Source organism: Novosphingobium kunmingense (assembly GCF_002813245.1).
Classification (GTDB): Bacteria; Pseudomonadota; Alphaproteobacteria; order Sphingomonadales; family Sphingomonadaceae; genus Novosphingobium; species Novosphingobium kunmingense.
This window is the reverse complement of record NZ_PHUF01000002.1, coordinates 541,766-564,857: the sequence shown is the minus strand read 5'-3', so window position 1 is coordinate 564,857 and position 23,092 is coordinate 541,766. Positions and strand designations below refer to the sequence as shown.

Annotated in this window: 23 protein-coding genes; 17 read left to right on the top strand and 6 right to left on the bottom strand. The window is 64.1% G+C overall.

The genetic code is table 11. The features are described from left to right. Window positions 1-301 precede the first annotated feature (301 nt). From cueR to copC, 4 genes are all read right to left on the bottom strand, one after another. Window positions 302-691 (bottom strand): Cu(I)-responsive transcriptional regulator, encoded by a 390-nt coding sequence (gene cueR, locus B0I00_RS02775; RefSeq protein WP_100865808.1) that lies wholly within the window; start codon window positions 689-691, stop codon window positions 302-304. After that, complete coding sequence (locus B0I00_RS02770) at window positions 688-3,063, bottom strand: heavy metal translocating P-type ATPase (protein WP_100865807.1); 2,376 nt, start codon at window positions 3,061-3,063, stop codon at window positions 688-690. Before B0I00_RS02770 ends, cueR begins: the two co-directional genes overlap by 4 nt. A gap of 74 nt (window positions 3,064-3,137) precedes the next feature. Continuing rightward, on the bottom strand, window positions 3,138-4,055 hold the full coding sequence (gene copD / locus B0I00_RS02765) for a copper homeostasis membrane protein CopD (protein WP_100865806.1): 918 nt from the start codon (window positions 4,053-4,055) through the stop codon (window positions 3,138-3,140). A gap of 1 nt (window position 4,056) precedes the next feature. Further along, window positions 4,057-4,437: a copper homeostasis periplasmic binding protein CopC gene (copC, locus tag B0I00_RS02760; RefSeq protein ID WP_100865805.1), complete on the bottom strand. Its 381-nt coding sequence runs from the start codon at window positions 4,435-4,437 to the stop codon at window positions 4,057-4,059. 133 nt (window positions 4,438-4,570) lie between these two features. Between copC and B0I00_RS02755 the strand changes: the two genes are divergently transcribed. The 13 genes from B0I00_RS02755 (at window position 4,571) to B0I00_RS02695 (ending at window position 17,192) form a co-directional block, all read left to right on the top strand. After that, a complete protein-coding gene (locus tag B0I00_RS02755) occupies window positions 4,571-4,849 on the top strand; it encodes a hypothetical protein (protein WP_100865804.1) in 279 nt (92 codons plus the stop codon). Next, window positions 4,846-5,286 (top strand): periplasmic heavy metal sensor, encoded by a 441-nt coding sequence (locus tag B0I00_RS02750; RefSeq protein ID WP_100865803.1) that lies wholly within the window; start codon window positions 4,846-4,848, stop codon window positions 5,284-5,286. Before B0I00_RS02755 ends, B0I00_RS02750 begins: the two co-directional genes overlap by 4 nt. Beyond that, window positions 5,283-5,846: an RNA polymerase sigma factor gene (locus tag B0I00_RS02745; RefSeq protein ID WP_100865802.1), complete on the top strand. Its 564-nt coding sequence runs from the start codon at window positions 5,283-5,285 to the stop codon at window positions 5,844-5,846. The genes B0I00_RS02750 and B0I00_RS02745 overlap by 4 nt, the downstream gene beginning before the upstream one ends. Before the next feature lie 48 nt (window positions 5,847-5,894). Then, window positions 5,895-7,847, top strand: coding sequence for a copper resistance system multicopper oxidase (locus B0I00_RS02740; protein ID WP_100865801.1), 1,953 nt, complete (start codon window positions 5,895-5,897; stop codon window positions 7,845-7,847). Then, entirely contained in the window at window positions 7,844-8,989 is a 1,146-nt protein-coding gene (locus B0I00_RS02735) for a copper resistance protein B (RefSeq protein WP_100865800.1), read from the top strand. Before B0I00_RS02740 ends, B0I00_RS02735 begins: the two co-directional genes overlap by 4 nt. Window positions 8,990-9,049: 60 nt before the next feature. Further along, window positions 9,050-9,484 (top strand): DUF305 domain-containing protein, encoded by a 435-nt coding sequence (locus B0I00_RS02730; RefSeq protein ID WP_232730088.1) that lies wholly within the window; start codon window positions 9,050-9,052, stop codon window positions 9,482-9,484. A gap of 109 nt (window positions 9,485-9,593) precedes the next feature. Further along, window positions 9,594-10,037 (top strand): DUF411 domain-containing protein, encoded by a 444-nt coding sequence (locus tag B0I00_RS02725; protein ID WP_332870767.1) that lies wholly within the window; start codon window positions 9,594-9,596, stop codon window positions 10,035-10,037. A 45-nt stretch (window positions 10,038-10,082) separates the two neighbouring features. Continuing rightward, complete coding sequence (locus B0I00_RS02720; RefSeq protein ID WP_100865799.1) at window positions 10,083-10,445, top strand: hypothetical protein; 363 nt, start codon at window positions 10,083-10,085, stop codon at window positions 10,443-10,445. A gap of 87 nt (window positions 10,446-10,532) precedes the next feature. Next, complete coding sequence (locus B0I00_RS02715; RefSeq protein WP_232730087.1) at window positions 10,533-10,805, top strand: hypothetical protein; 273 nt, start codon at window positions 10,533-10,535, stop codon at window positions 10,803-10,805. A 136-nt stretch (window positions 10,806-10,941) separates the two neighbouring features. Further along, the gene (locus B0I00_RS02710; RefSeq protein WP_100865798.1) at window positions 10,942-12,174 is read left to right on the top strand and encodes a TolC family protein; all 1,233 of its coding nucleotides are present in this window, start codon (window positions 10,942-10,944) and stop codon (window positions 12,172-12,174) included. Continuing rightward, complete coding sequence (locus tag B0I00_RS02705) at window positions 12,171-13,655, top strand: efflux RND transporter periplasmic adaptor subunit (protein WP_100865797.1); 1,485 nt, start codon at window positions 12,171-12,173, stop codon at window positions 13,653-13,655. The genes B0I00_RS02710 and B0I00_RS02705 overlap by 4 nt, the downstream gene beginning before the upstream one ends. Next, the gene (locus B0I00_RS02700) at window positions 13,652-16,780 is read left to right on the top strand and encodes an efflux RND transporter permease subunit (protein WP_100865796.1); all 3,129 of its coding nucleotides are present in this window, start codon (window positions 13,652-13,654) and stop codon (window positions 16,778-16,780) included. The genes B0I00_RS02705 and B0I00_RS02700 overlap by 4 nt, the downstream gene beginning before the upstream one ends. A 22-nt stretch (window positions 16,781-16,802) precedes the next feature. Beyond that, window positions 16,803-17,192, top strand: a complete 390-nt coding sequence (locus tag B0I00_RS02695) for a copper-binding protein (RefSeq protein ID WP_100866456.1) — start codon at window positions 16,803-16,805, stop codon at window positions 17,190-17,192. A gap of 309 nt (window positions 17,193-17,501) precedes the next feature. Here the strand turns inward: B0I00_RS02695 and B0I00_RS02690 are convergent, their stop codons facing one another. Continuing rightward, the gene (locus B0I00_RS02690; protein ID WP_100865795.1) at window positions 17,502-18,698 is read right to left on the bottom strand and encodes an IS256 family transposase; all 1,197 of its coding nucleotides are present in this window, start codon (window positions 18,696-18,698) and stop codon (window positions 17,502-17,504) included. A gap of 378 nt (window positions 18,699-19,076) precedes the next feature. Here B0I00_RS02690 and tnpA point away from each other — a divergent pair, with 378 nt between their 5' ends. The 4 genes from tnpA to B0I00_RS16970 all read left to right on the top strand — a co-directional run bounded on the left by tnpA (window position 19,077) and on the right by B0I00_RS16970 (window position 22,736). Then, window positions 19,077-19,445, top strand: a complete 369-nt coding sequence (gene tnpA / locus B0I00_RS02685) for an IS66-like element accessory protein TnpA (protein WP_100865794.1) — start codon at window positions 19,077-19,079, stop codon at window positions 19,443-19,445. A 17-nt stretch (window positions 19,446-19,462) separates the two neighbouring features. Continuing rightward, a complete protein-coding gene (tnpB, locus tag B0I00_RS02680; protein ID WP_408635194.1) occupies window positions 19,463-19,783 on the top strand; it encodes an IS66 family insertion sequence element accessory protein TnpB in 321 nt (106 codons plus the stop codon). Window positions 19,784-19,855: 72 nt separating this feature from the next. Beyond that, window positions 19,856-21,499 (top strand): IS66 family transposase, encoded by a 1,644-nt coding sequence (tnpC, locus tag B0I00_RS02675; protein ID WP_100865793.1) that lies wholly within the window; start codon window positions 19,856-19,858, stop codon window positions 21,497-21,499. A gap of 865 nt (window positions 21,500-22,364) precedes the next feature. Beyond that, a complete protein-coding gene (locus B0I00_RS16970) occupies window positions 22,365-22,736 on the top strand; it encodes a hypothetical protein (protein ID WP_157812454.1) in 372 nt (123 codons plus the stop codon). A gap of 50 nt (window positions 22,737-22,786) precedes the next feature. On the opposite strand, the gene B0I00_RS02660 is transcribed toward B0I00_RS16970, so the two are convergent. Beyond that, entirely contained in the window at window positions 22,787-23,083 is a 297-nt protein-coding gene (locus B0I00_RS02660; protein WP_100865790.1) for a TonB-dependent receptor domain-containing protein, read from the bottom strand. Between the last annotated feature and the right edge of the window lie 9 nt (window positions 23,084-23,092).

Here is a 23,092-nt window from a genome sequence, read left to right as displayed (position 1 = left end):
CCGGGAGAGCCCATCGGCATTCCTGCGTCGGCCAGGCCCGGGAGGCAGCGGACCCCGCAGGCCGGCACGGTTGACCCAGTCTTCGGGGCAGGAGCGATCTGGGATCGCGTGGCATCACGAAACGGCGCGGTTCGCGCTCCCACCGTACAGGCGGAGGCTACCAACGCGATGACTAGCCTCACGGCCCGCATGCCAAGACCACTGCCCGTTGCGGCTTAGACCCTCTCGCGTGGCCAGTTTCATAGCCGCAGTGGCTCAGCGAAGTCCGACGTTGCCCGCGAGACGCGGCACGGGCTGGCGCTCAATCCTGTTCCAGACCGTCAAGGATTGGACACTCAGGCCGGCTATCGCCCCGACATCGCGATGCAAGGTCGAGGAGCGAAGCACGCATCGCCTCCAGCGCGCGGGCCTTGCGGCCAAGCTCCTCCGCACGTGCGAGGGCAAGCGCCTTCACGTCGGCGCTTGCCCTGCTCTGGTCCGACCACAAAGACAGTAATTCTCCGATTCCGTCGATCGGGAATCCCAGGTCGCGCGCGTGGGCAATGAACGAGAGCCGGTGGACATCGTCTGGTGAATAGTCACGATAACCGCTCCCGCGCCGGGCAGGAGATGGGATGAGCCCAATCTTTTCATAGTGGCGGATCATACGCTGGGAGACACCGCTGGCCTCGGACGCTGCGCCGATATTCATAGCTTCACTCTGTTCAATCTGAGCGCATTGGTAACGACGCTCACCGAAGACAATGCCATGGCCGCGGCGGCGATGATCGGCGAGAGCAGAATACCGAAGAAGGGGTAGAGCAACCCCGCCGCAATCGGAACGCCGGCCGCATTGTAGACGAAGGCAAAGAACAGATTCTGGCGGATATTCGCCATCGTCGCCTCGCTCAGTCGACGCGCGCGCACGATGCCAGTCAGGTCGCCCTTGAGGAGCGTTACCCCGGCGCTTTCAATCGCGACGTCGGTGCCCGAACCCATCGCTATGCCGACATCAGCAGCGGCAAGCGCCGGCGCATCGTTGACGCCGTCCCCGGCCATGGCGACGATCTTGCCCTCACCTTTGAGCCGTTCGATGACCGCGCTCTTCTGGTCGGGCAGGACTTCGGCTTCGACTTTCTCGATGCCCAGCCTTCGCGCCACGGCCTGCGCCGTGGTCCGGTAGTCGCCGGTCAACATCACCACGGCAATGCCTTCGGCCCGCAATGCCGACAAAGCCTCTTGCGTCGTCTCCTTGACCGGGTCCGCGATCGCGAAGACACCCGCGACTTGGCCGTCGACCCCCATGAAGATTCCCGTAGCGCCGTCCTCGCGAAGTTCGTCGGCCTGCTTGGCCATGGAGCCGGCAACGATGCCATTCTCTTCGAGGAAGCGGGCGTTGCCGAGCGTGATGCGCTTCCCATCGACCAAACCGATCGCCCCCTTGCCGGTCGGAGAATTGAACTCGCTGACCTGCGGAATTGAAATTCCTTTAGCTTCAGCTGCCGCGACGATCGCCAGTGCGAGCGGGTGCTCGGATGCACGCTCGACGCCAGACGCAAGGCGGAGCAATTCATCGGCATCAAAGCTTCCGGCAGGCACGATCCGGGTTACCGAGGGCTTGCCCTCCGTCAGCGTGCCGGTCTTGTCGACAACCAGCGTATCAACCTTTTCGAGCCGCTCGAGCGCTTCGGCGTTCTTGATGAGCACGCCCAGCCCTGCCCCACGGCCGATACCCACCATGATCGACATGGGAGTCGCGAGACCGAGCGCGCAGGGGCACGCAATGATGAGCACCGCGACCGCGGCGATCAAACCATGGGCAAAGCGTGGCTCGGGACCCCAGATTCCCCAAACGACAAAGGCCAGGATCGCGACGAGCAGGACGGCGGGTACGAACCACCCCGCCACCTGGTCGGCGAGGCGCTGGATGGGCGCGCGTGAGCGCTGCGCATCGGCAACCATTTGCACGATCCGGGATAGCATCGTGTCGCGGCCCACCTTCGCGGCGCGGACGACAAGCGCGCCGCTCTGGTTGAGTGTGCCCCCGATGACGGCATCGCCCACGCTCTTGCTGACCGGCATGGATTCGCCAGTGACCATCGATTCATCGAGCGCCGATCGTCCGTCCTCGACGATCGCGTCCACAGGCACTTTTTCACCGGGACGCACGCGCAGACGATCACCGACGACAATAGTCTCAAGTGAGACCTCCTCCTCCCGTCCATCCCCGACGACCCGTCGGGCGGTCTTCGGCGCAAGATTCAGAAGCGCCTTGATGGCGCCTGATGTGCGTTCGCGCGCCCGAAGCTCAAGAACCTGCCCTAGCAGGACGAGGACGGTGATGACCGCGGCCGCCTCGAAATAGACGGCGACGGTTCCGTCCATGCCCTCGAAGGCATCCGGGAAGATTGACGGAGCAAGCGTCGCGATGACGCTGTAGGCCCAGGCGACACCCGTTCCCATGGCGATCAGCGTGAACATGTTGAGATTCCGGCTGCGGATCGATGTCCAGCCTCGCTCGAAGAATGGCCACCCCGCCCACAGCACGACCGGGGTTGCGAGCGTAAACTGGAGCCAAGTCGATGTTTTCGGATCGATCAGGCGATGAAGGGCCGGGATGAGGTGACTTCCCATCTCGAGGGCGAACACGGGAAGGGTCAGCGCCAGCCCGATCCAGGACCGCCGAGTCATATCGACAAGTTCCGCGCTGGGCCTCGTGTCCGCGCTGACCGTTTCGGGCTCCAGCGCCATCCCGCAGATTGGGCAAGGGCCCGGATGATCCTGGCGAATTTCCGGATGCATCGGGCAGGTCCAGATTGTCCCCGGCGCGGCCTCGACTGTCGCAGGCGTTTCCGCCGTCAGATAGCGCGCTGGATTTGCCTCGAATTTGGCGAGACAACTCGAACTGCAGAAATAATAATCGTGGCGCTGGTGGACAGCATGATGCGGCGTCTTTGCCGGATCGACGGTCATGCCGCAGACCGGATCCTTGACTTCTGTCGTCATGCCTTCGCGCTGCGCGTGATGTGCATGGGCTCCGCAGCAGCCATGATCTTCATGCGCCGTGGTATTCGAATCGGTCATAAACCGTCTCCTTTCCAACGCATGCCGATCTAGGGTCTGACATCATGTCAGGGTCAAGGCCCCTTTTACGCACCTCAAGAAGCTGGCGGTGGCAGCGTTCCTAACCATGCAACCAGTCCGAGGATCAGGATGCCGGAGACAATTTCGATCCACAGGCTTCGTTTCAGCCGCACCACGGCCGCTGCGGCACCATCCCCGCCGACGGCTTTGCCCAGCGCCGGCGTCAGCCGAAAACGATTACCCGCCGCCAGCCCCAGCATGATGGCGAACAAGGCGAGCTTGATCAGAAGGAGCCGGCCGTAGTCGCTTTCTGCAAGTCTTAACGCATTTTGTGGACCGACGAGAAAATAGCTGTTCACCAGCCCCGTCACTATGATTAGGCCGACGATGATCGTCCCGGAAGCCGCGAAACTGGCAAGCGCTCGATGCGCCGCATTGAGCGTGTCCGGTGTCTGGACCCGGCGCGATACGATAAGGATGAACGCACCCAAGGCGCCGATCCAGGCCGCGGCAGCCAGCAAATGAATAATGTCGCTGGCCAATTGGACCATCCCTGCTGGTCCCTCGGTGGCGGCGCCGTGGCCCGACCAGGCCAGGCTCGCGACAGCTATGGCAGCAAGACCGGTGAGGAGGGCGAGCCCGGCCACCCGACGCAACACAGAGGTCAGGGCGGCGATGCCCAAGATGGCCAGAACCGCCATCCGCGCGAGCAGAGCCCATCCAACATTCGTCTCGGTGAGCAGCATCATCGCGCTCGCGCGATCGACACCTTCGACACCCACGCCAAGCATGGCAGCGGCGGACAGCAGGAAGCCATAGCCACTCAGCAGGATGCCCAGCACGGCCAGCGCCACGGTCAACCCGCGGAGGGGCAGCAATCTCTCGCGCTCGTCGCCGGTCAGGGCGTAGAGCGCGAAGAGGAGCAGTCCGAACAGCAGCCCGAGATCCGCGTAGAGAGCCCAGCGGATCGCGATGAGCGGCCAGTCCGCCAATTTAGCGGACCGTGAAGGTCAGGCTGCCGGCGATGCGGTGCGTGTCGACCGAGACGACGTGCCAATCCAGCTTGTAGGTGCCCGCGGCGAGCCGACGCGGCAAAGCCGCGATCAGCGTCTTGCCATCCCGGCCAACGGTGGTCCTCACGCCGCCAATCTTCATCGGCGCATGATTTGCCATTCCGGGCATGCCGGTCATCGCAAGGTCGATACCGGATAATTGCATCAAACGCTCGCTGAACGTCAGGGTAAGCCGGTTTGTCGCGGCAACGGTCGCGCTCGCGGCGGGCGATGAGCTCACCAGCTTGGGATGCGCCAGTGCCGGGGCCGACACGCCGATCGAAAGGGCCGCGAACGCGGCGAACAGAGTCTTGGTCTTCATCGAACATCTCCTTCGCGTTCGATGACCATTACGCAGATTGAGTGCCGATCCCTCATCGGTGCCCACTCGATTGGCGATGAGGGATTTTTCGCTACCATGCGTAAATCCAATGCGCAGGGGCGGGAGTAGCGAGATGATGGACGTTGATGCAGCACTGAGCCGCCTGAGAGAGCTTCCGGTCGATCCGCGTTTGGAGGCGATCGACGGCGCGGTGATCGACGCGCTTGCCTACCAGCGCCGGCACGGTGCGCCTCTATCAGGAGCCGTCTTCGGCATCGCCGCCGGCGTCGCCCTTTCCGTCGGACTTCTGGGATCAGCCATACCTGCGCGCGAGACTCGGGTGGCATCGATCGCCCCCTTCGGCGCGCCGCCGGCACTGGCGCCATCGACGCTTCTCGGGACGAGCGAATGACCGATCGCCGTCGCCTCGTGCTGATTGCGGTGGTCGCCTTCGTGGCCGCGATCGCTGGCGCCTTCCTTGGCCGGGCCTTCATCGCGCCGCCAGCCCCGGTCGAAACTGAACTGCATGCACTGCTCCACCACGAGCTCGACCTCGATAGTGCGCAACAAGCGCGCATGGACGAAATCGAGCGCCGCTTCGCGATCCGCAAACAGGCGCTGGAGCTCGAACTTCGGGCGGACAATGCGCGGCTCGCCGACGCTATCCAGGCCGAACATGGCTATGGTCCCGCTGTCGGCGGCGCAGTCGATCGGTCGCATCAGGCGATGGGTCAGCTTCAGAAGGAAACGCTCGAGCATATCTTCGCCATGCGAGCGGTCCTGAAACCCGACCAGGCTGCCAAATTTGACGCGGCCGTCGTAAAGGCGCTCACGGCCAAGGAACCGTGAGCCTTGATCTCGCCGCCTGCTCGGACGGCGAGCTAGCCGCGCTTGCGCTGGGTGGGCGACAGACAGCCTATAGCGAGCTGATGCGGCGCCACCGGGACTGCGTCTTTCGCCTGCTGCGCGGTCATACCGGAAACGCGGACGCCGCGGTCGACCTGGCCCAGCAGAGCTTCATCGCGGCATTCGCCGCGCTACGCAGCTATGACGGCGAACGGCCCTTTCGTCTCTGGATCTCGCGCATCGCGATCAATAAAGCGCGCGACTGGGCTCGCCGCCGCGCGGTGCGCCGTCTCTTTACCTTTGCGCGGCCGATCGAGGAGGCGATCGATGTGGCTGATCCCGGGATCTCGACCGACGTCCGGCTCGACGACCGGCGCGAACTTGAGCGGACAATGGCCGCGATCGCCACCCTACCTGCCAGCCTCAAGGATGTGCTCGTCCTGCGAACGATCGAAGGTATGAGCCAAGCTGAAAGTGCGGGCGTTCTCGGCATCAGCGAAAAGGCCGTGGAGACCAGGCTCTATCGCGCGCGCGCGAAACTGGCGGAAATTTTGAGGGGTTGATGCCGACCCTGCGTAACTCCTGAGAGTTCAGGACAGGAATCGCGCGCAATGGACCTTTCAACCCTCGACCGCCGGGACTTCTTGCGAGGGGTCGGGTTTGCAGGCGGGACGGCCGCCCTGGCGGCCTGGATGCCGGCATGGGCCCAACCGGTTTCCGAAGGGCTCACCGCGCCGCTTCCAACCGTATCGGGCACCGACATTACGCTGAAGATCGCGCGGCAAACGATGACGATCGATGGGCGCCGGTCGGCCGCGATCGGCGTCAACGGCACCGTGCCGGCACCCCTCATCCGCCTACGCGAAGGCCAGACGGTACGACTCAACGTGATCAACGAGCTTGACGAAGACAGCTCGATTCACTGGCATGGGCTTCTCGTGCCGCCCCAGCACGACGGCGTTCCTGGTGTGTCCTTTCCGGGCATCAAGCCGCGGTCGAGCTATCTCTACGAGTTTCCCGTCCGTCAGAACGGCACCTATTGGTACCACAGCCATTCCGGCCTCCAGGAGCAGCTTGGGCATTACGGCCCGATCGTCATCGATCCCGCTGGAGCCGATCCCGTACGCTTCGACCGCGAACATGTCATTGTTCTGTCAGATCATAGCCAGCTTTCGCCAGAGGCGATCTTCCGGCGAATGAAGGTCGATCCAGGCCATTTCAATTTCCAGCGGCAGACGCTCGCGGGCCTGCTTGCAGGTAAGGACCAGCGGCTCAAGGACCGGGTCGACTGGGGGGCGATGCGGATGGATCCGACCGACATCTCCGACGCCACGGGTGCCGCTTATACCTATCTCGTCAATGGCCATGGCCCCTTCGACAACTGGACCGCGCTTTTCACGCCAGGCCAGCGGGTCCGCCTGCGGTTTATCAATGCCTCCGCGATGACAACGTTCAACGTCCGCATCCCAGGGCTACGCCTCACCATCGTCCAGGCCGATGGCCAGAATGTCATGCCGGTCGAGGTCGACGAGTTCCAGATCGGCGTTGCCGAGACTTATGACGCGATCGTCGCGCCGACCGAGGACAAGGCCTACACGCTCGTCGGCGAGGCGATCGACCGCTCCGGCATGGCGCGGGCAACCCTAGCGCCTCGGGCCGGCATGAGCGCGCCGGTTCCGCCCCTTCGCAAACGTCCCATCGCGACGATGAAGGACATGGGGATGGATATGTCCGGCATGCAGGGCAAAGGCATGGACATGTCGGGTGGCATGAGCCCGTCTCGCGGGGTCGATCCGACAGCAGAGAAGAATGAGTCGGGGCGACTTGCTTCGGGCGTCGCTGCCGGAGCCGCCATCCAAAGCACCATGCCGGAAATGGCGGGAATGGACCATGGTCAGATGGGCGCGATGGACCATTCCTCCATGGCCCAGGGCGGCATGGATCACGCGGCGATGGGCCATGGCGCGATGTCAGGCAGTCAGCCCATGGCGGGTCATGACATGGGCGCGATGAACATGCGCGACTTCTCTAACGCACCTCAGGTCAAGCGCGGACCCGGCGTCCAGACCATCTCGCCGATGCCGACGGATCGGACGGGCGAGCCCGGACAGGGTCTCGAGGACGTTGGTCACAAGGTCCTCGTCTACAAGGACCTGATGGCGCTCGACCGCAATCCCGACGTGCGCGCGCCGTCTCGCAGCATCGACATCCATCTCACCGGCAACATGGAGCGATTCATGTGGTCTTTCGACGGCGAGAAGATGTCCGACGTGCATGAGCCCATTCCGTTCATCGAGGGCGAGCGCGTGCGGGTGAACCTGATCAACGACAGCATGATGGGCCATCCGATCCATATCCACGGTCATTTTTTCGAGCTGGTGACCGGCCATGGGGATCATGGGCCGCGCAAGCATACCGTGATCGTTCAGCCGGGCGGAAAGGTGACCTGGGACTTCACGGCGGACGCCGTCGGAGACTGGGCCTTCCACTGCCATCTGCTCTACCACATGCACGCCGGCATGATGCGCGTCGTCAGCGTCCGTCCCAAGGGAGAGGCAGCATGATGCGGCTCGCCCCCTTCCTCGCCGCCGCAGCCACCATGGCCCTTACAGCACCCGCGTTCGCGCAGAATCATTCGATGCACAATATGCCGGGCATGTCGATGCCGGCGGCACAGCCGCAGGCTGCAAAACCCAAGCCCAAAGCGAGAAAGCCAGCGCCGCGTCGATCAGCGCCCGCGGCGCGCCCGGCCAGGCGCGCACCGCCCAAGCCCGCCAAGCCACCGGCGGTGCATCAGGGTCATGATATGAAGGAGATGGATCACTCCACCATGCCGGGCATGTCCGCCAGCCCCTCAGAGACGATGGATCATGATGCCATGCCGGGCATGGACAAGCAGAACGAACCTGCCGGTCACGACATGACCGCGATGCCCGCCATGCAGCCGACCGGGACGGCGCTGCCTGCAGGCAGTGAGCCGGCTCCAAGGCCGCCAATGGACCATTATGCCGATCGCCAGTTTCCCCCCGCCGAAATGGCGCGGGCGCGTCGGAAAATGATGGCGGAAGAAGGGGGGCAGACGCTGTCACAGGTCATGTTCAACCTTGCCGAGTATCAGGTCCGCCAGGGTCATGACGGCTATCGGTGGGACGGTGAGGCCTGGTTCGGCGGCGACATCAACCGGCTGACCCTGAAGTCCGAAGGAGAAGGTGCCTTCCGCAACGGCGTGGAGGCCGCCGAGATCCAGGCGCTCTACAGCTGCGCCATAGGACCCTATTTCAACCTTCAGGCAGGGGTGCGCTACGACTTCAAGCCCAATCCCTCGCGCGCCTATGCCGTCCTCGGTTTCGAAGGTCTTGCCCCTTATTGGTTCGAGGTCGAGGGCGCTGTCTTCCTCTCGGACAAGGTCGACCTGCTCGGGCGCGTCGAGGGCTATTATGACCAGCGCCTCACCCAGCGCCTAGTCTTGCAGCCACGGGTCGAACTGAACTTCGCTGCGCAAGACGTGCCGGAAAACCGCATCGGGGCCGGTCTTTCCAACGCCGAACTCGGCTTGCGGCTTCGCTATGAGATCACGCGCCAGTTCGCGCCCTATGTGGGTGTGTCCTACGACGCGAAAAGCGGGCAGACGGCCCGTTACGCGCGCGACGACGGCGAAGATTCGACAACGACGAGCTTTGTTGCCGGTGTCCGGATCTGGTTCTGAGCGCACAAGGAGGGTGGGAAGCGAGCCCATAACTCAGCGGGGGCAGACAGGAGAACGGAGATGGACCATTCGCAGGACGCAGGCAGTAAGATGAACGGCTATATGAGCCTTGCCGTGCAGACATTGGTCAGCGCCGTCATCATGTACCTCGTGATGTTCGTCATGATCGACAACTTCGACAGCTTCTACAACAATCTCAACATGCTCTACATGACGCTGATGATGGTGGCGCCCATGGTGGTGCTGATGATCCTGGCGATGAAGCACATGTTTGCGTCGCGCTCCACCAATATTGCGATCATCGTCGTATCGGCGGCCGCTTTCTTTGGGTCGTTCGCCCTGATCCGTTCGCAGACGACGATCGGTGACCGAGCCTTTCTGCGTTCGATGATCCCGCATCATTCGGGCGCGATCCTGATGTGCCGCCAAGCGGATATCCGGAATGCAGAGGTCAAGCGGCTGTGCGGCGAAATCCGCACGTCTCAGCGCCGCTAGATCGATGAGATGAAGGTCATCCTTTCGCGCCTCGATTGACGCGCGAACAGATTTCGAGGGGTGCTTCCCCCGATCGCGTATAGGCAGATGAAGGAAAGAGGAACCGAACGTGCTGAAGCGCCGCCTGCTTGGAGCCGCATCGCTTTTCCTGGCAACCGCAGCAAGCGCTGCGGGACCGATAGTGATCCATCGCGACCCTGGATGTGGGTGCTGCGAGCAATGGGCCGCACAAGTGCGCGCGCAGTTCGGGCGGCGCATCAGCATGGTCGACGATCAATCCCGAGCTACGTTCCAGCGGGCTCGCGGCGTTCCGACCTCGCTGTCCTCCTGCCATACCGCGGTCATCGACGGCATGGTTTTTGAAGGTCATGTCCCCATCGCAGACATGAAGCGGGTGCTCGCCCAGCGCCCGAAGGGCATTGCTGGCCTTGCCGTGGCCGGCATGCCGGTGGGATCACCGGGCATGGAAGTCCCGGGTCGTCGCGGCGATGCCTATGTTGTCATTGCATTCGGTCCTTCGGGAACGCGGATATTTGCGCGCCATCAAGTATAGTTGGCCATTGTCGGCAAGGTTGGGCTGCGATAGATAGAAACGGTCTTGAAACGCTTTTTCGCCTCTCTGCTCCTCGTCGGAGCGCTCCTCGGCCTCTTCGGGGCGCAGTTGGCCTATGCGCACGGCGTGCCCGTTACCGCGAGTGCACCCAAAGCGATGGCGATGGACGCCGATTGCATGGCGATGATGGCCAAGCAGCAGCCCGCGCCAAAAGGAACCCCGTGCAGGGGACTTACGCTCGATTGCATCGGGGCGATGGGATGCGTCGTACCTATCCTGCTGGGTAATGCACTGCCCACGCCCGGGTCGCCATGGTTTCACGACCAGACCACCTTCTGGACCACCGTCAGTGTCCTGCACGGGCACGAGTACGCGCCCGAACCAGAGCCGCCCACCCTCCTTGGCTGATTGAACAATCGCGCCCGTCAGGCGCGCGGCTTCTTGTCGCGTCCAGACGCCCCGCGATTCCTCTCCATTCAGCCAAGGATATTCGTGATGATCAAGAAGTCGATTTCGGCCGCCCTGCTGGCGGTCCTCAGCCTCGCCGCGCCCGCATGGGCGACTGACCAGAACAGTGCGCCACAAGGACACTGGGAATGGAAGTCGGTGCCACAATATGGGCCGCGAGCAACCGGCCCGGCGCAAAAGCGCTTGTGGGTACCCGACAGCGCGCAGATGGCGAATTGCGCCTGCGACATGATGAAGACGAGCGCGGCCGATTGCATGAAATCCATGCATGATCACCGCATGTCGCCTTCGGCCGGCTGAACCACGGTTCCCGGCCGATAAGATAAAACAGTGAGGCCAGGCGCGTCGCGCCGGCGCGGGCACGATCCCGCGTCGGCGCATGTTGGTTCTCACTACTTCTCATGACGGCCCGGGACCTCCGCAATGGGAGTCCTCCATGCGCATCTTCTTCTTCGCCATCCCTGTGCTCGCGCTGACCACGAATTCCGCGCTCGCCGAGCCGCTGCGCTTCGAGGAAGCGCTGGCCCGTGCGGAGGCGCAGGCGCCATCCCTGCGCGCCAAGGCGCTGGAGGCCGACGCCCGGCGCTCCGCATTGCCCGCCGCCGGTCAGCTACCCGATCCCCGGCTCGGGCTCGGCATCGACAATTTTCCCGTGTCTGGCCCACCGGCGGGCAGCTTTGCCGAGGACAGCATGACGATGGCGCGGGTGGGAATCTCGCAGGAGCTTCCGAATGCCGCGAAGCGCCATGCTCGCACGACCCGGGCGCGGACCGATCTCGCGGCAGCTGAAGCCACGCTTCTGTCGGAGGCTCGCCGAGTCAAGGTTGCAACGGCGCTGGCCTGGATCGATCTCGCCTATGCGGAGCGTCGCCTCGATGCCCTCGACCGAGTCCTTTCTCGCCTTGCCCCCCTTCCCTCGGCCGCGAAAGCGGGCGTCACCTCAGGCGCAGCGCGTCCGGCGCAAACGCTGCAGATTCAGCAGTCGCTTGCGGCCCTGGAAGACCGCAGGAGTGAGCTCGTCGCCGAAGTGGCGCGCCAACGCGCTGTCCTCTCGCGCTGGACGGGCGAGCTAGCGCCCGAGACCGCCGGCGACGTTCCCGCTCTCATCATCGATGGCGCCGCCCTTCGGGCAAGCATAGCCGCTCATCCCGATCTCGGAGCCGCCCATACTCGCGTGGCCCAGGCCGAGGCCGACGTCGCCATCGCGCGGGCCGACAAACGGCCCGACTGGGGGTTCGACGTTGCCTACCAGCGCCGGGCTGATCGCTACGGCGACATGGTCTCAGCCGGCGTGACCATCAGCCTGCCCCTCTTTGCGGGCAGGCGCCAGGACCCGATGATCGCGGCCAGCACGGCGACCGCGGCAGCGGCGCTCGCCAGTCAGGAGGACATGCGGCGAACCCTCCTCGCGGACCTCGAGGCAGGCCTTGCCGACCATGACATGCACCATGAACAATGGGTCCGCGCACGCGAGACCTTGCTACCGCTTGCGCGCAACCGGTCCGAGCTCGAGACCGCCAGCTATGCGGCGGGTCGCGCTGAGCTTCTCGACGTGATCGAGGCCCGGGCCATGCTCGCCGACAGCGAGCTCCAATTGCTCGACAGGGAGGCCGCCGTCGCGCGCGATGCCGCGCGGCTCGTCCTCACCTTTGGGGGGAACAGCCAATGAAATTCGACACGACCTCGCGTGTGCAGCTGGGGATTGCCGCAGCCGTACTTGCTATTGCGGCCGGGGGGCTTGGCTACGGACTGGCCAGCTGGAACCATGGCGGCCCGCCCACTGCGGCAGGTCCCGGCGCGCGCAAGATCCTCTACTGGTACGATCCGATGGTCCCGAGCCAGCATTTCGACAAGCCGGGCAAGTCGCCGTTCATGGATATGGAGCTTGTCCCCAAATATGCCGACGAGGCGGCGAGCGGCGAGGCCGGCGTATCGATAGACCCCGCACGGACGCAATCGCTGGGTCTGCGCATCGCAGAAGCGCGCACGGGCACGCTTGGCTCCGCCCTCACGGCAACCGGTACGATCGAGTTCAACGAGCGTGACGTTGCGATTGTGCAGTCCCGGACCGGTGGCTTCGTTCAGCGTGTCTATGCGCGCGCGCCAGGCGACGTGATTGGCAAGGGCGCGCCGCTCGCCGATATCCTCGTGCCGGAATGGGCGGGCGCGCAGACCGAATATCTGGCGGTGCGGCGGATCGGCGATGCGGGCCTCGGCCGCGCCGCCCGGCAGCGTCTTCTGCTGCTTGGTATGCCACCGGGGACGGTCGCGGCCGTCGAGCGCAGCGGGCGACCGCATAATGTCACGACGATCTCGACGCCGACCGGCGGCACCATCAAGACGCTGGGCGTCAGGGCCGGGATGACGGTGACGAGCGGTCAGACGCTCGCGGAGATAAACGGGCTTGGCACGGTATGGCTGTATGCTGCCGTGCCCGAAGCGATGGCCGGAAGTCTCCGTCCGGGTGAAAGCGCAACCGCATCACTCGCGGCCTATCCGGGCGAACGCTTCACCGGCCGCATCGCCGCGATCCTTCCAAGCGTCGCCGCCGAAAGCCGAACCCTCACCGTGCGCATCGAGCTTCCCAATCGAGGCGGACGCCTGCGGCCCGGCATGTTCGCCTCGGTCGGTTTCGGAAGCACAGCGCGCCCGGCATTGCTCGTCCCTTCGGAGGCGGTCATTCGGACCGGCAAGCGCACGATCGTCATGTTGGCTCTGCCACAAGGGCGCTATCGGCCCGCGGAGGTGCAGACCGGCGCGGAGGCAGGAGGCCAGACCGAAATCCTTGCCGGTCTCGCCGCAGGGGAGAAGGTCGTCGCCTCCGGCCAGTTCCTGATCGATTCCGAGGCCAGTCTCTCGGGCATCGAGGCGCGTCCGATCGGCGGAGCAAGCCCCGCTCCGGGTGCAGCAGCACCTTCGAACGGTGCCTATCGCACGAATGGCCGGATCGAGAGCCTCGCGGGAGATCGGATCACCCTCAGCCACGAGCCTGTCCCTGCGCTCAAGTGGCCGGCCATGACGATGACGTTCAGGCTGGGCGCCCCAGCGCTTGCGCGCGGTTTCAAGAAGGGCGACCGGGTTGCCTTCAGCTTCGACCAGGGCGCGGAAGGCCCCGTCGTTCGCACCCTGACCCGAATGGCAGCGCGATGATCGGTCGGCTCATCGACTGGTCGGCCAACAACCGCCTGTTCGTGGTGCTGGGCGCGCTGGCGCTGGTCCTGAGCGGACTGCTCGCCCTGCGTAGCACGCCGATCGACGCGCTGCCCGACCTCTCCGACACCCAGGTCATCATCCGCACGACCTATCCGGGCCAGGCACCGCAGATCGTCGAGAACCAGGTCACCTATCCGCTCGCAACGACGATGCTCTCGGTGCCGGGTGCCAAGACCGTGCGCGGCTATTCCTTTTTCGGGGACAGCTTCGTCTATGTGATCTTCGAGGATGGCACCGACCTTTATTGGGCGCGCTCGCGCGTGCTTGAATATCTCAATCAGGTGCAGGAGCGCCTGCCCGACACGTCTCGGAGCGCCATCGGGCCCGACGCGACCGGTGTTGGCTGGGTATACCAATATGCGCTGGTCGACCGGACCGGCGGACACGACTTGGCCCAACTGCGGTCGCTGCAGGACTGGTTCCTGCGCTATGAGCTCAAGAGCCTGCCGGGCGTCGCTGAAGTCGCCAGCATTGGCGGCATGGTCAAACAATATCAGGTCGTGCTCGACCCGGTGAAGCTGGCCGGCTTCGGCGTCACTCATGCCCAGGTCGTCACGGCGATCGAGCAGGCCAATCAGGAAACCGGCGGCTCGGTCCTCGAGCTCGGCGAGGCCGAATATATGGTGCGCGCTTCGGGCTATCTGCAGACGCTCGACGATTTCCGCGCCATCCCGCTACGCACCGCGGCGGGCGGCGTGCCGGTGACCCTCGGGGACGTTGCCACCATCCAACTCGGCCCTGAAATGCGGCGCGGCATCGCCGAACTCGATGGCGATGGCGAGGTGGCTGGCGGCGTCGTTATCCTGCGCTCGGGTTCGGATGCGCGCGCCACCATCCAGGCGGTCCAGGACAAGCTTGAGGTCCTTAAGAAGAGCCTTCCCCGCGGCGTCGCGATCGTGCCGACCTATGACCGCTCGCACCTCATCGATGCGGCGATCGAGAATCTTACGCACAAGCTCGTCGAGGAGTTCGTCGTCGTTGCGATCGTCTGCGCCCTGTTCCTGTGGCACGTGCGCTCGGCCCTCGTCGCCATCGTCACGTTGCCGCTCGGCATCCTGACCGCCTTCATCGTGATGCACTTGCAGGGCGTCAACGCCAACATCATGTCGCTCGGCGGCATTGCGATCGCGATCGGCGCCATGGTCGACGCGGCAATCGTGATGATTGAGAACGCCCACAAGCGGATAGAGCAATGGGAGCATGATCACCCCGGTGAAGAGCTGGAAGGGCCGGCGCGGTGGACCGTTGTCACCGACGCGGCGCGCGAAGTGGGGCCGGCGCTCTTCTTCTCGCTCCTCATCATCACTTTGTCGTTCGTCCCGGTCTTCACGTTGGAAGCGCAGGAGGGGCGTCTCTTCGCGCCGCTGGCCTTCACTAAGACCTACACCATGGCAGCGGCCGCGATCCTCTCGGTGACGCTCGTACCGGTGCTGATGGGCTGGCTCATCAGAGGCAAGATACCGTCCGAGCAGGCGAATCCGGTCAATCGGACGCTGACGAGGGCCTATCGCCCCGCCATCGACTGGGTACTGAAGCGGCCCAAGGCGACCCTAGTCTTGGCGGGGCTGGTCTTCCTGACGACCGCCTGGCCCCTGTCGCGGCTTGGCGGTGAGTTCCTACCGGCCATGAATGAAGGCGACCTTCTCTACATGCCCTCGGCTCTGCCTGGCTTGTCAGCCGCCAAGGCATCGGAGCTCCTCCAGCAGACCGATCGTATGATCAAGTCGGTGCCCGAGGTGCAGAGCGTGTTCGGAAAGGCCGGGCGCGCGGAAAGCGCGACCGACCCTGCGCCGCTCGAAATGTTTGAGACGACGATCCGCTTCAAGCCGCGCGATCAATGGCGGCCGGGCATGACCCCCGACAAACTGGTCGAGGAGCTTGATCGTGCGGTGAAAGTGCCGGGCCTTGCGAACATCTGGGTGCCCCCAATCCGCAACCGGATCGACATGCTGGCAACCGGCATCAAGAGCCCGATCGGCGTCAAGGTCTCAGGCGCGGATCTTGCCGCCATCGATCACATTGCGCGCGAGGTCGAACAGGTCGCCAAGACCGTGCCTGGGGTGAGCTCGGCCCTGGCCGAACGGCTCACCGGTGGACGTTATGTCGATGTCCGGATCGATCGGATGACCGCCGCGCGCTATGGTCTCAATATTGCCGATGTCCAGGCGATCGTCTCCGGTGCGATCGGCGGCGAAAATGTTGGCCAGACCGTCGAGGGGCTGGCGCGCTATCCCATCAATGTCCGCTACCCTCGCGAACTGCGCGACAGTCCGGACGCGCTGCACGCCCTCCCCTTGCTTACCCCGTCCGGCCAGCAGATCACTTTAGGCAGCGTCGCGCAGATCGCGATCAGCGATGGACCGCCGATGCTTAAAACCGAAAACGGGAGGCCCTCGACCTGGGTCTATATTGACGTTCGAGGACGCGATCTCGCATCGGTGGTCGACGATTTACAAACAGCAGTGGCGCACAAGGTGAAGCTCTCGCCCGGAGTCAGCCTCGCCTATTCCGGTCAGTTCGAATATCTCTCGCGCGCGATCGACCGGCTGAAGATCGTCGTGCCAGCCACGCTCGCGATAATCTTCCTCCTGCTCTATCTGATCTTCCGACGGCTCGACGAAGCGGCGCTCATCATGGGCACGCTGCCCTTTGCGCTCACCGGTGGCTTCTGGATCCTCTACCTCCTCGGTTACCACCAGTCGGTCGCCACCGGCGTAGGCTTTATCGCGCTCGCCGGCGTCGCCGCCGAGTTCGGGGTGGTGATGCTGATTTACCTGAAGGACGCCCTTCAGGCCCGCGGCCAAAGGCCGTCGCAGGCAGATATTGCAGAGGCGGTACGCGAAGGCGCGCTGCTCAGGGTCCGGCCCAAGGCGATGACGGTGGCCGTCATCATTGCTGGCCTCCTGCCGATCCTAGTCGGATCTGGCGCGGGCTCGGAAGTCATGAGCCGTATCGCGGCGCCCATGGTCGGCGGGATGCTGACCGCGCCACTCCTCTCCATGTTCGTTATTCCCGCCGCCTATCTGCTTCTGAGGCGACGGTCCCCTCACACCAAACCATGAAGCACCACGAAAGGAGACTATGATGAAATTGCACGCACTGACCGTTCTCGGCATCACTATTGCGCTCGCCGCCTGCGGCTCCAAGACCGAGTCCAACGAGACGGCGGCCACGAACACGGCGTCGCCTGCGGCTGCGGAGACCAATGCGATGGCGGGCGACATGGGTAAAATGGAGATGTCGCCTACAGCCAAGATGGCGAAGGGCACCGGCAAGGTGACAGCCGTCGACAAGAGCGCCGGGACGATCACGCTCGACCATGGTCCGATCGCCGAGGCCAACTGGCCGGCGATGACGATGGCGTTCAAGGCAGCGCCAACCCTGATCGACAGCGTGAAGGTGGGCGATCAGGTGAATTTCGAATTGAAGCTCGATGGCAACGCTGGCGAGCTGATGGCCATCAACAAACAGTAGACTGTCGCAGAGGGCTTCGGGAGGAGCCAAGAAAGCGCCTCCCGAAGAGCTCCAACAAGCCTGGAACAGGCGATGTTCGCCCGGTCCACGATCGACGGCGAGGCCAAGTTAGCGCCTCGCCATCACATCATGCGTCAGCAGACATCGCGCCCGTCGACCCAAACGCGGACCGGTCCCTGCAACGGCGCGCGCGGACCATACTGTGGCCGCGACCGCCACACATAACGGCCGGTCTCGCCGGTATAGGCCGGATCGCATTCCGGTCGGTAGTGTGCGTCAAGTTCTGCAAATTGGCGGTCACGGTTCTGGTCATGCGGCTTGGCGTAGTTCGAGCTTCTTCTGCTCGCGCAGATCGCCCATGTTGAGATAGCGGTTTGCCTCGAGCCAGTTTTCGTGGGTTTCGACGGCGAGTGCCCGCACCAGGCGCAGGCAGCTGGGAGCGTTGGGGAAGATCCGCACGACGTAGGTTCGGCGCCGGATTTCCTCGTTGAGGCGCTCGAGCATGTTGGTGCTCTTGAGATGCTTGTGATGCTGCCTCGGCAGCCGGTAGAAGGAGAAGGTCTCCTCGATCGTCTCCTCGGCCCAGTCGGTTAGCCTGGGATACTTGCCCTGCCATCTGGCGAGCCATTGGGCGAGATCGGCGCGGGCCTCGGCGAGGTTGCGCCGGTCGTAGAGCCAGCGCAGTTCCTGCAGGCAGTCGTCGTCGGCCTTGCGCGGCAGATGGTCGAGCGCGTTCCGCAGGAAGTGCACGTAGCAGCGCTGATAGGCCGCGCCCGTCAGCACCTCGCGGATCGCCGCGCGCAGGCCGGCATGGTCATCGGCGACGACGAACTCGACGCCGTGCAGGCCGCGGGTCCGCAGCCGCAGCAGGAAGTCCTTCCACGACGAGCTGCTCTCGCGGTTGGCCATCACGACGCCCAGAATCTGCCGTCGGCCGTCCCAGTCGATGCCGATGGCGATCAGCACTGCCTGGCTCATCACCACACCCGCCTCGCGCACCTTCTCGTAGCGGGCATCGAGGATCAGATAGGGGAACGGCTCGTCGAGCCGCCTGTGGGCAAAGGCGGCGAGGCTGGCATCGAGCTTCTTGTTGATCGCCGAGATCGTCGATGCCGAGAAGGCGTGGCCGCACAGTTCCTCGGTGATCGCCTTGACCTTGCGGGTCGAGACCCCCTGGACGTACATCTCGGCCAGCGTGGCGACCAGGGCCTGCTCGGAGCGCTGATAGCGTTCGAACAGCTCGGTCGAGAAGCGTCCGGCCCGGTCCTGCGGCACCCGCAGTTCCAGCTTGCCGACGCGGGTCACCAGGGTGCGCGGGTAATATCCCGAGCGATAGCCCAGGCGCCCCTCGGTCCGCTCGCCCTTGCCCGCGCCAAGCGCTCCGTCCATCTCGGCTTCGAGCATCGCCTGCATCACGCTGCGCACGATCTCGCGCAGCGCATCGGGTTCCTGGCACATCAACTCTTTGACAGCGGCGATCGCGGGCTTAACTTCGCTCCTGGTCATGGCGGGTCTCCTTGGTGACGTAGAACATCACCAGCCTGCCATGACCGCCTCGCTCCTCAAGCGATTTTGCAGAACCTCCCGCACACTACCTTCCGGTCCGCCGATCCCTGTCGACTGCTCGCGCTGATCGGCGACCTTCCTGCAGACCCGCGCACTCAGCGGCGCACGCGGACCAGGAGCCTGGGGTTGCCACTCACATTTGATGGCAGCTGGTTTCTGGACATCTGCTTGTGCCAATGCCGGAACCGGGGCGGCGACGAGCATCGTGAATGCGGCCACCGCGGCGCTGAATAGTACCCATCCGGTGGGTCCCGCCTTGTCCTGGAGGTGAGTGACCGGTCTTAAGCTCGTGCTCAAGAGCGCGCTTAGGAGCGGTTGATGGGTCAGGTGACGGTATTTTCAGGGCCTGAGCGGCGCCGGCGCTGGAGTGACGAAGAGCGGCTGCGGATTCTGTCTGAGGCGTTTTCGCCCGGTGCCTGCGTGGCTAGGGTGGCCCAGCAGCACGATGTTTCGACGTCGTTGGTTTACACGTGGCGGCGCAAGCTGCGTGAAGCTAGCTCTGAGCAGGCGGTGACCGAGGGTTCGGCACCGCGGTTTGCCGAGGCGATGATGGCCGAGGAGGCAGGATTGGCCCGGCCAGGCCTTGCCCCAGCGATTGTCGTTGATCTGGCGCGTGGCAACCGGGTCAGCATCTTCACTTCGGCATCGCCAGCCTTGGTCGCGGCGGCCTTGAGAGCGCTGCGGTGATCCCTGCAGGTGCGCGCGTGTGGATCGCGATGGGCCACACCGATATGAGGAAGGGGATGCAAGGCCTGGCCCTGCTGGTCCAAGAAGGCCTCAAGCGCGATCCCCACGGCGGCGATCTGTTCGTGTTTCGTGGGCGTGCCGGATCGCTGGTGAAGCTGATCTGGCATGACGGGATCGGCATGTCGCTCTACGCCAAGCGGCTCGAGAAGGGGCGGTTCGTCTGGCCCTCGGCGAAGGACGGCATGGTGTCGCTGACAGCCTCGCAACTGGCCTGTCTGCTCGACGGGATCGACTGGCGTAACCCGCAGTATTCCTGGCGTCCGCAGAGCGCGGGATAGTACGCCCGTTTTCTTCTCTGCCCTCGCATTTTGCGCTTCATTCGGGCGCTTTTCTGTGATTCCATCGCGGTCATGGAAGCAGCCGTTTCGCCCCTTCCTGATGATATCGAAGCGCTCAAGGCGCTGCTGGCGAGCGCGACCCAGCGGGCCCAAGAGGCCGAGGCCAAGCTCGCCAATGCACATGCTCGGGAGAGCGCGACCGAGGCGGTAATCGCGCACCTCAAGCTGCAGATCGCCAAGCTGAGGCGCGAGCAGTACGGCGCCAGCGCCGAGCGCACTCGGCGGCTGCTCGACCAGATGGAGTTGCAACTCGAAGAGCTCGAGGCCGACGCGGCCGAGGACGACCTCGCTGCCGAAGCCGCAGCCCAGAAGACCGCGGCCGTCACTGCCTTCGAACGCAAGCGGCCGGCCCGGAAGCCCTTTCCCGAGCACCTGCCGCGCGAGCGGGTCATCGTGCCGGCGCCGTGCTCGTGCCCATCCTGTGGCGGCAGCCGGCTGTCCAAGCTGGGCGAGGACGTCACCGAGACGCTCGAGGTGATCCCGCGCGCCTGGAAGGTCATCCAGACCGTGCGCGAGAAGTTCGCCTGCCGGGACTGCGAGACGATCACCCAGCCACCGGCGCCGTTCCATGTCGTGCCGCGCGGCTGGGCGGGACCGAGCTTCCTCGCCATGCTGTTGTTCGAGAAGTACGGGCAGCACCAGCCGCTTAACCGCCAGGCCGAGCGCTTTGCACGCGAAGGCGTGCCGCTCAGCACTTCGACCCTCGCCGACCAGGTCGGCGCCGCGGCGTTCGCGCTGATGCCGCTCTACCGGCTCATCGAGGCCCACGTGCTTGCTGCGACGCGATTGCACGGCGACGATACCACCGTGCCGGTCATGGCCAAGGTCAAGACCGATACGGCAAGGTTGTGGGTCTACGTGCGCGATGACCGGCCGTTCGCCGGTGCCGATCCGCCTGCGGCGCTGTTTCACTACTCTCGCGATCGGCGCGGCGAACATCCAAGAAGCCATCTCGCGTCCTGGTCAGGGATCCTGCAGGCCGACGCTTATGGCGGCTACGGCGAGCTCTATGCTGCCGGGCGCATGCCCGCGCCCGTGCTCGAGGCTGGCTGCTTTGCCCACGCAAGGCGTAAGTTCTTCGAACTAGCGGACGTTGCCAGCGCGGCTCGCAAGAAGAGCCGCGGCGAGCACGCAGGCATGATCTACCCGATTGCGGTGGAGGCCGTGCAGCGGATCGATGCCCTGTTCGATGTCGAGCGCACTATCAACGGCAAGGATGCGAACGAGCGGCTCGCTGTGCGCCGCGAGCTGAGCGCACCGCTCATGGCTGAACTGCACGCCTGGCTCACCACTCAGCTCGCCCGGCTCTCGCGCAACCACGATCTCACCAAGGCATGTCATTACATGCTCCGGCGCTGGGACGCCTTCACCCGCTTCCTCGACGACGGCAGGGTCTGCCTCACGAACAACGCCGCCGAACGCGCGCTGCGCTGCGTGCCGCTCGGCCGCAAGGCCTGGTTGTTCTGCGGGTCAGATCGCGGTGGCCAACGTGCCGCTGTCCTTTACACGATGATCCAGACCGCACGGCTCAACGACATCGACCCGCAGGCCTGGCTTGCTGATGTCCTCGCCCGCATCGCCGACCATCCCGCCAGTCAGCTCGATCAGCTGCTGCCTTGGAACTGGCAGATCAACCGCACCGCCATCGCCGCCTAACCGAAGTCGGCTGCGGCCTTCACCGGATGGCTACGCTGAATATCAAGGTCTTCATGATTCTTCTCCTTGGACTGAAAGTGCCTTGGGCAAAACCGGTCCCGAAGAGGTGGGCAGCGCGCGGCGCTGTCCAGCGTTCGGAAGGGTTCGCCTGGCGAATTATCAGGCCAAGGTGTTGGGTGGATGCTGTTCAGGCTGGGTCGATCGTCCGAGGAGCGCCGGATAAGATGGCGAGATGAGCAGTAAATCCGTGCTCACCATTTCCGCCACGGGGGACGACCGGTTATTGACCGCAAAAAGGGGGAGACAACCCATGCCCGCCAGGCAAGCGAGGGTCATCTGCTGGCAGGGTAGCGATTTCTCGCCATCGTCTTGCATCATCCCGACACAGTCCATGGGCATCATCGCTGGCGCCGCCCCGCTTACGGCAGTTGCCACAGCAGGACTTGCGGCAACTGTGACTATCTGTCCGAACAGGCCGAGTAGGACGCCTAAGATCAGCGCTAATTTATGCGCTCGTCTCATGCGTACATTCTCTGCCTGCTGCTGGATCGAGTCAAGGACCGGCACCCGGAAACCGGCTATTGCGCAGCTCGTGCGGGGCGCGATCACCCGCCGGTTTCTGCTTTTGGAACGCCACTAACTTCGCGGCCCTTCCCGCTCCCTATCAGGCATGTTCCCCATCGCCTCATGCAACGACCGGGCGAGCTATTCCTCGCTCCTTCCAAGCGCTTCAATAGCCGGATTTCTAGCTCTCAAAATGGACCACTTCCCCGGAGGCAGGCCACTGCCTGCATTGGGCCTTCATCATCCATTCAATCGAGCGGTAGCAGAAGGTTAATCCTCGGAAGTTTGAGGAGATCTTCGAATGCGTAAGCTCGTAATTACCCTAATCACCTCCGTCTTCGCCGTCGGCCTGGCAACACCCGCGATGGCCCACCCCGACGACGTAGACGGTTCTCACAATCCCCACGCGCGCGTGCACGACCGTCTGGAAGACAGGCATGACGATGGACATGACAGGCTCGATTCGGTCCACGAGCAGGCCCATGACGAAGGCGTGAGCCGGCGGGGACATCGCCGCCTCCATCGCTATTTAGACCGTCAGCACAATCGCCAGCATGATAGGTTGGAAGATCGTCACGAGACATGGCATGACCGTTCCTGGAACGGCTATAACGGTTACGGTTATAACAATCGCTATTACCGTAACCGTTATCGGAATCATGATGACGATTGATTGAGCCCGCCCCGGCGCGGACCAAAAGAACATTTCCGTTCGTTGCGGTCTCATCGCGCATGTTCGAAGCTGTTTCCGGGCAGCTGCGCATCCTGGTAGGCATAGCCGCCGCTCACCTGCCAGTTGGGCGTGAGCCGCCCAGTCAGAGCTAGCTCGACGACCTTGGTCCGCGTTTCACCCACATTGATCGTGGCGGTGACATTGTTCGGATCGGGCATTGTTGCATTGGTCCACTCAAGCTGACACAGCGCGAGCGCGACATTGAGGTCGGGCCGGATGTCCCACTTCGCGCCGATCTCATAATTGATGAACTTTTCGGGCGCGAGGTTCTGCTGAGTCGCCGTCATCAGCGTGCA

Coding starts and splice junctions, on each gene's coding strand:
- cueR (WP_100865808.1), bottom strand. CDS start 691: ATGAATATCGGCGCAGCGTCCGAGGCCAGCGGTGTCTCCCAGCGTATG.
- B0I00_RS02770 (WP_100865807.1), bottom strand. CDS start 3,063: ATGACCGATTCGAATACCACGGCGCATGAAGATCATGGCTGCTGCGGA.
- copC (WP_100865805.1), bottom strand. CDS start 4,437: ATGAAGACCAAGACTCTGTTCGCCGCGTTCGCGGCCCTTTCGATCGGC.
- B0I00_RS02755 (WP_100865804.1), top strand. CDS start 4,571: ATGATGGACGTTGATGCAGCACTGAGCCGCCTGAGAGAGCTTCCGGTC.
- B0I00_RS02750 (WP_100865803.1), top strand. CDS start 4,846: ATGACCGATCGCCGTCGCCTCGTGCTGATTGCGGTGGTCGCCTTCGTG.
- B0I00_RS02740 (WP_100865801.1), top strand. CDS start 5,895: ATGGACCTTTCAACCCTCGACCGCCGGGACTTCTTGCGAGGGGTCGGG.
- B0I00_RS02735 (WP_100865800.1), top strand. CDS start 7,844: ATGATGCGGCTCGCCCCCTTCCTCGCCGCCGCAGCCACCATGGCCCTT.
- B0I00_RS02730 (WP_232730088.1), top strand. CDS start 9,050: ATGGACCATTCGCAGGACGCAGGCAGTAAGATGAACGGCTATATGAGC.
- B0I00_RS02715 (WP_232730087.1), top strand. CDS start 10,533: ATGATCAAGAAGTCGATTTCGGCCGCCCTGCTGGCGGTCCTCAGCCTC.
- B0I00_RS02710 (WP_100865798.1), top strand. CDS start 10,942: ATGCGCATCTTCTTCTTCGCCATCCCTGTGCTCGCGCTGACCACGAAT.
- B0I00_RS02705 (WP_100865797.1), top strand. CDS start 12,171: ATGAAATTCGACACGACCTCGCGTGTGCAGCTGGGGATTGCCGCAGCC.
- B0I00_RS02700 (WP_100865796.1), top strand. CDS start 13,652: ATGATCGGTCGGCTCATCGACTGGTCGGCCAACAACCGCCTGTTCGTG.
- B0I00_RS02695 (WP_100866456.1), top strand. CDS start 16,803: ATGAAATTGCACGCACTGACCGTTCTCGGCATCACTATTGCGCTCGCC.
- B0I00_RS02690 (WP_100865795.1), bottom strand. CDS start 18,698: ATGACCAGGAGCGAAGTTAAGCCCGCGATCGCCGCTGTCAAAGAGTTG.
- tnpA (WP_100865794.1), top strand. CDS start 19,077: ATGGGTCAGGTGACGGTATTTTCAGGGCCTGAGCGGCGCCGGCGCTGG.
- tnpC (WP_100865793.1), top strand. CDS start 19,856: ATGGAAGCAGCCGTTTCGCCCCTTCCTGATGATATCGAAGCGCTCAAG.
- B0I00_RS16970 (WP_157812454.1), top strand. CDS start 22,365: ATGCGTAAGCTCGTAATTACCCTAATCACCTCCGTCTTCGCCGTCGGC.
- B0I00_RS02660 (WP_100865790.1), bottom strand. CDS start 23,083: ATGACGGCGACTCAGCAGAACCTCGCGCCCGAAAAGTTCATCAATTAT.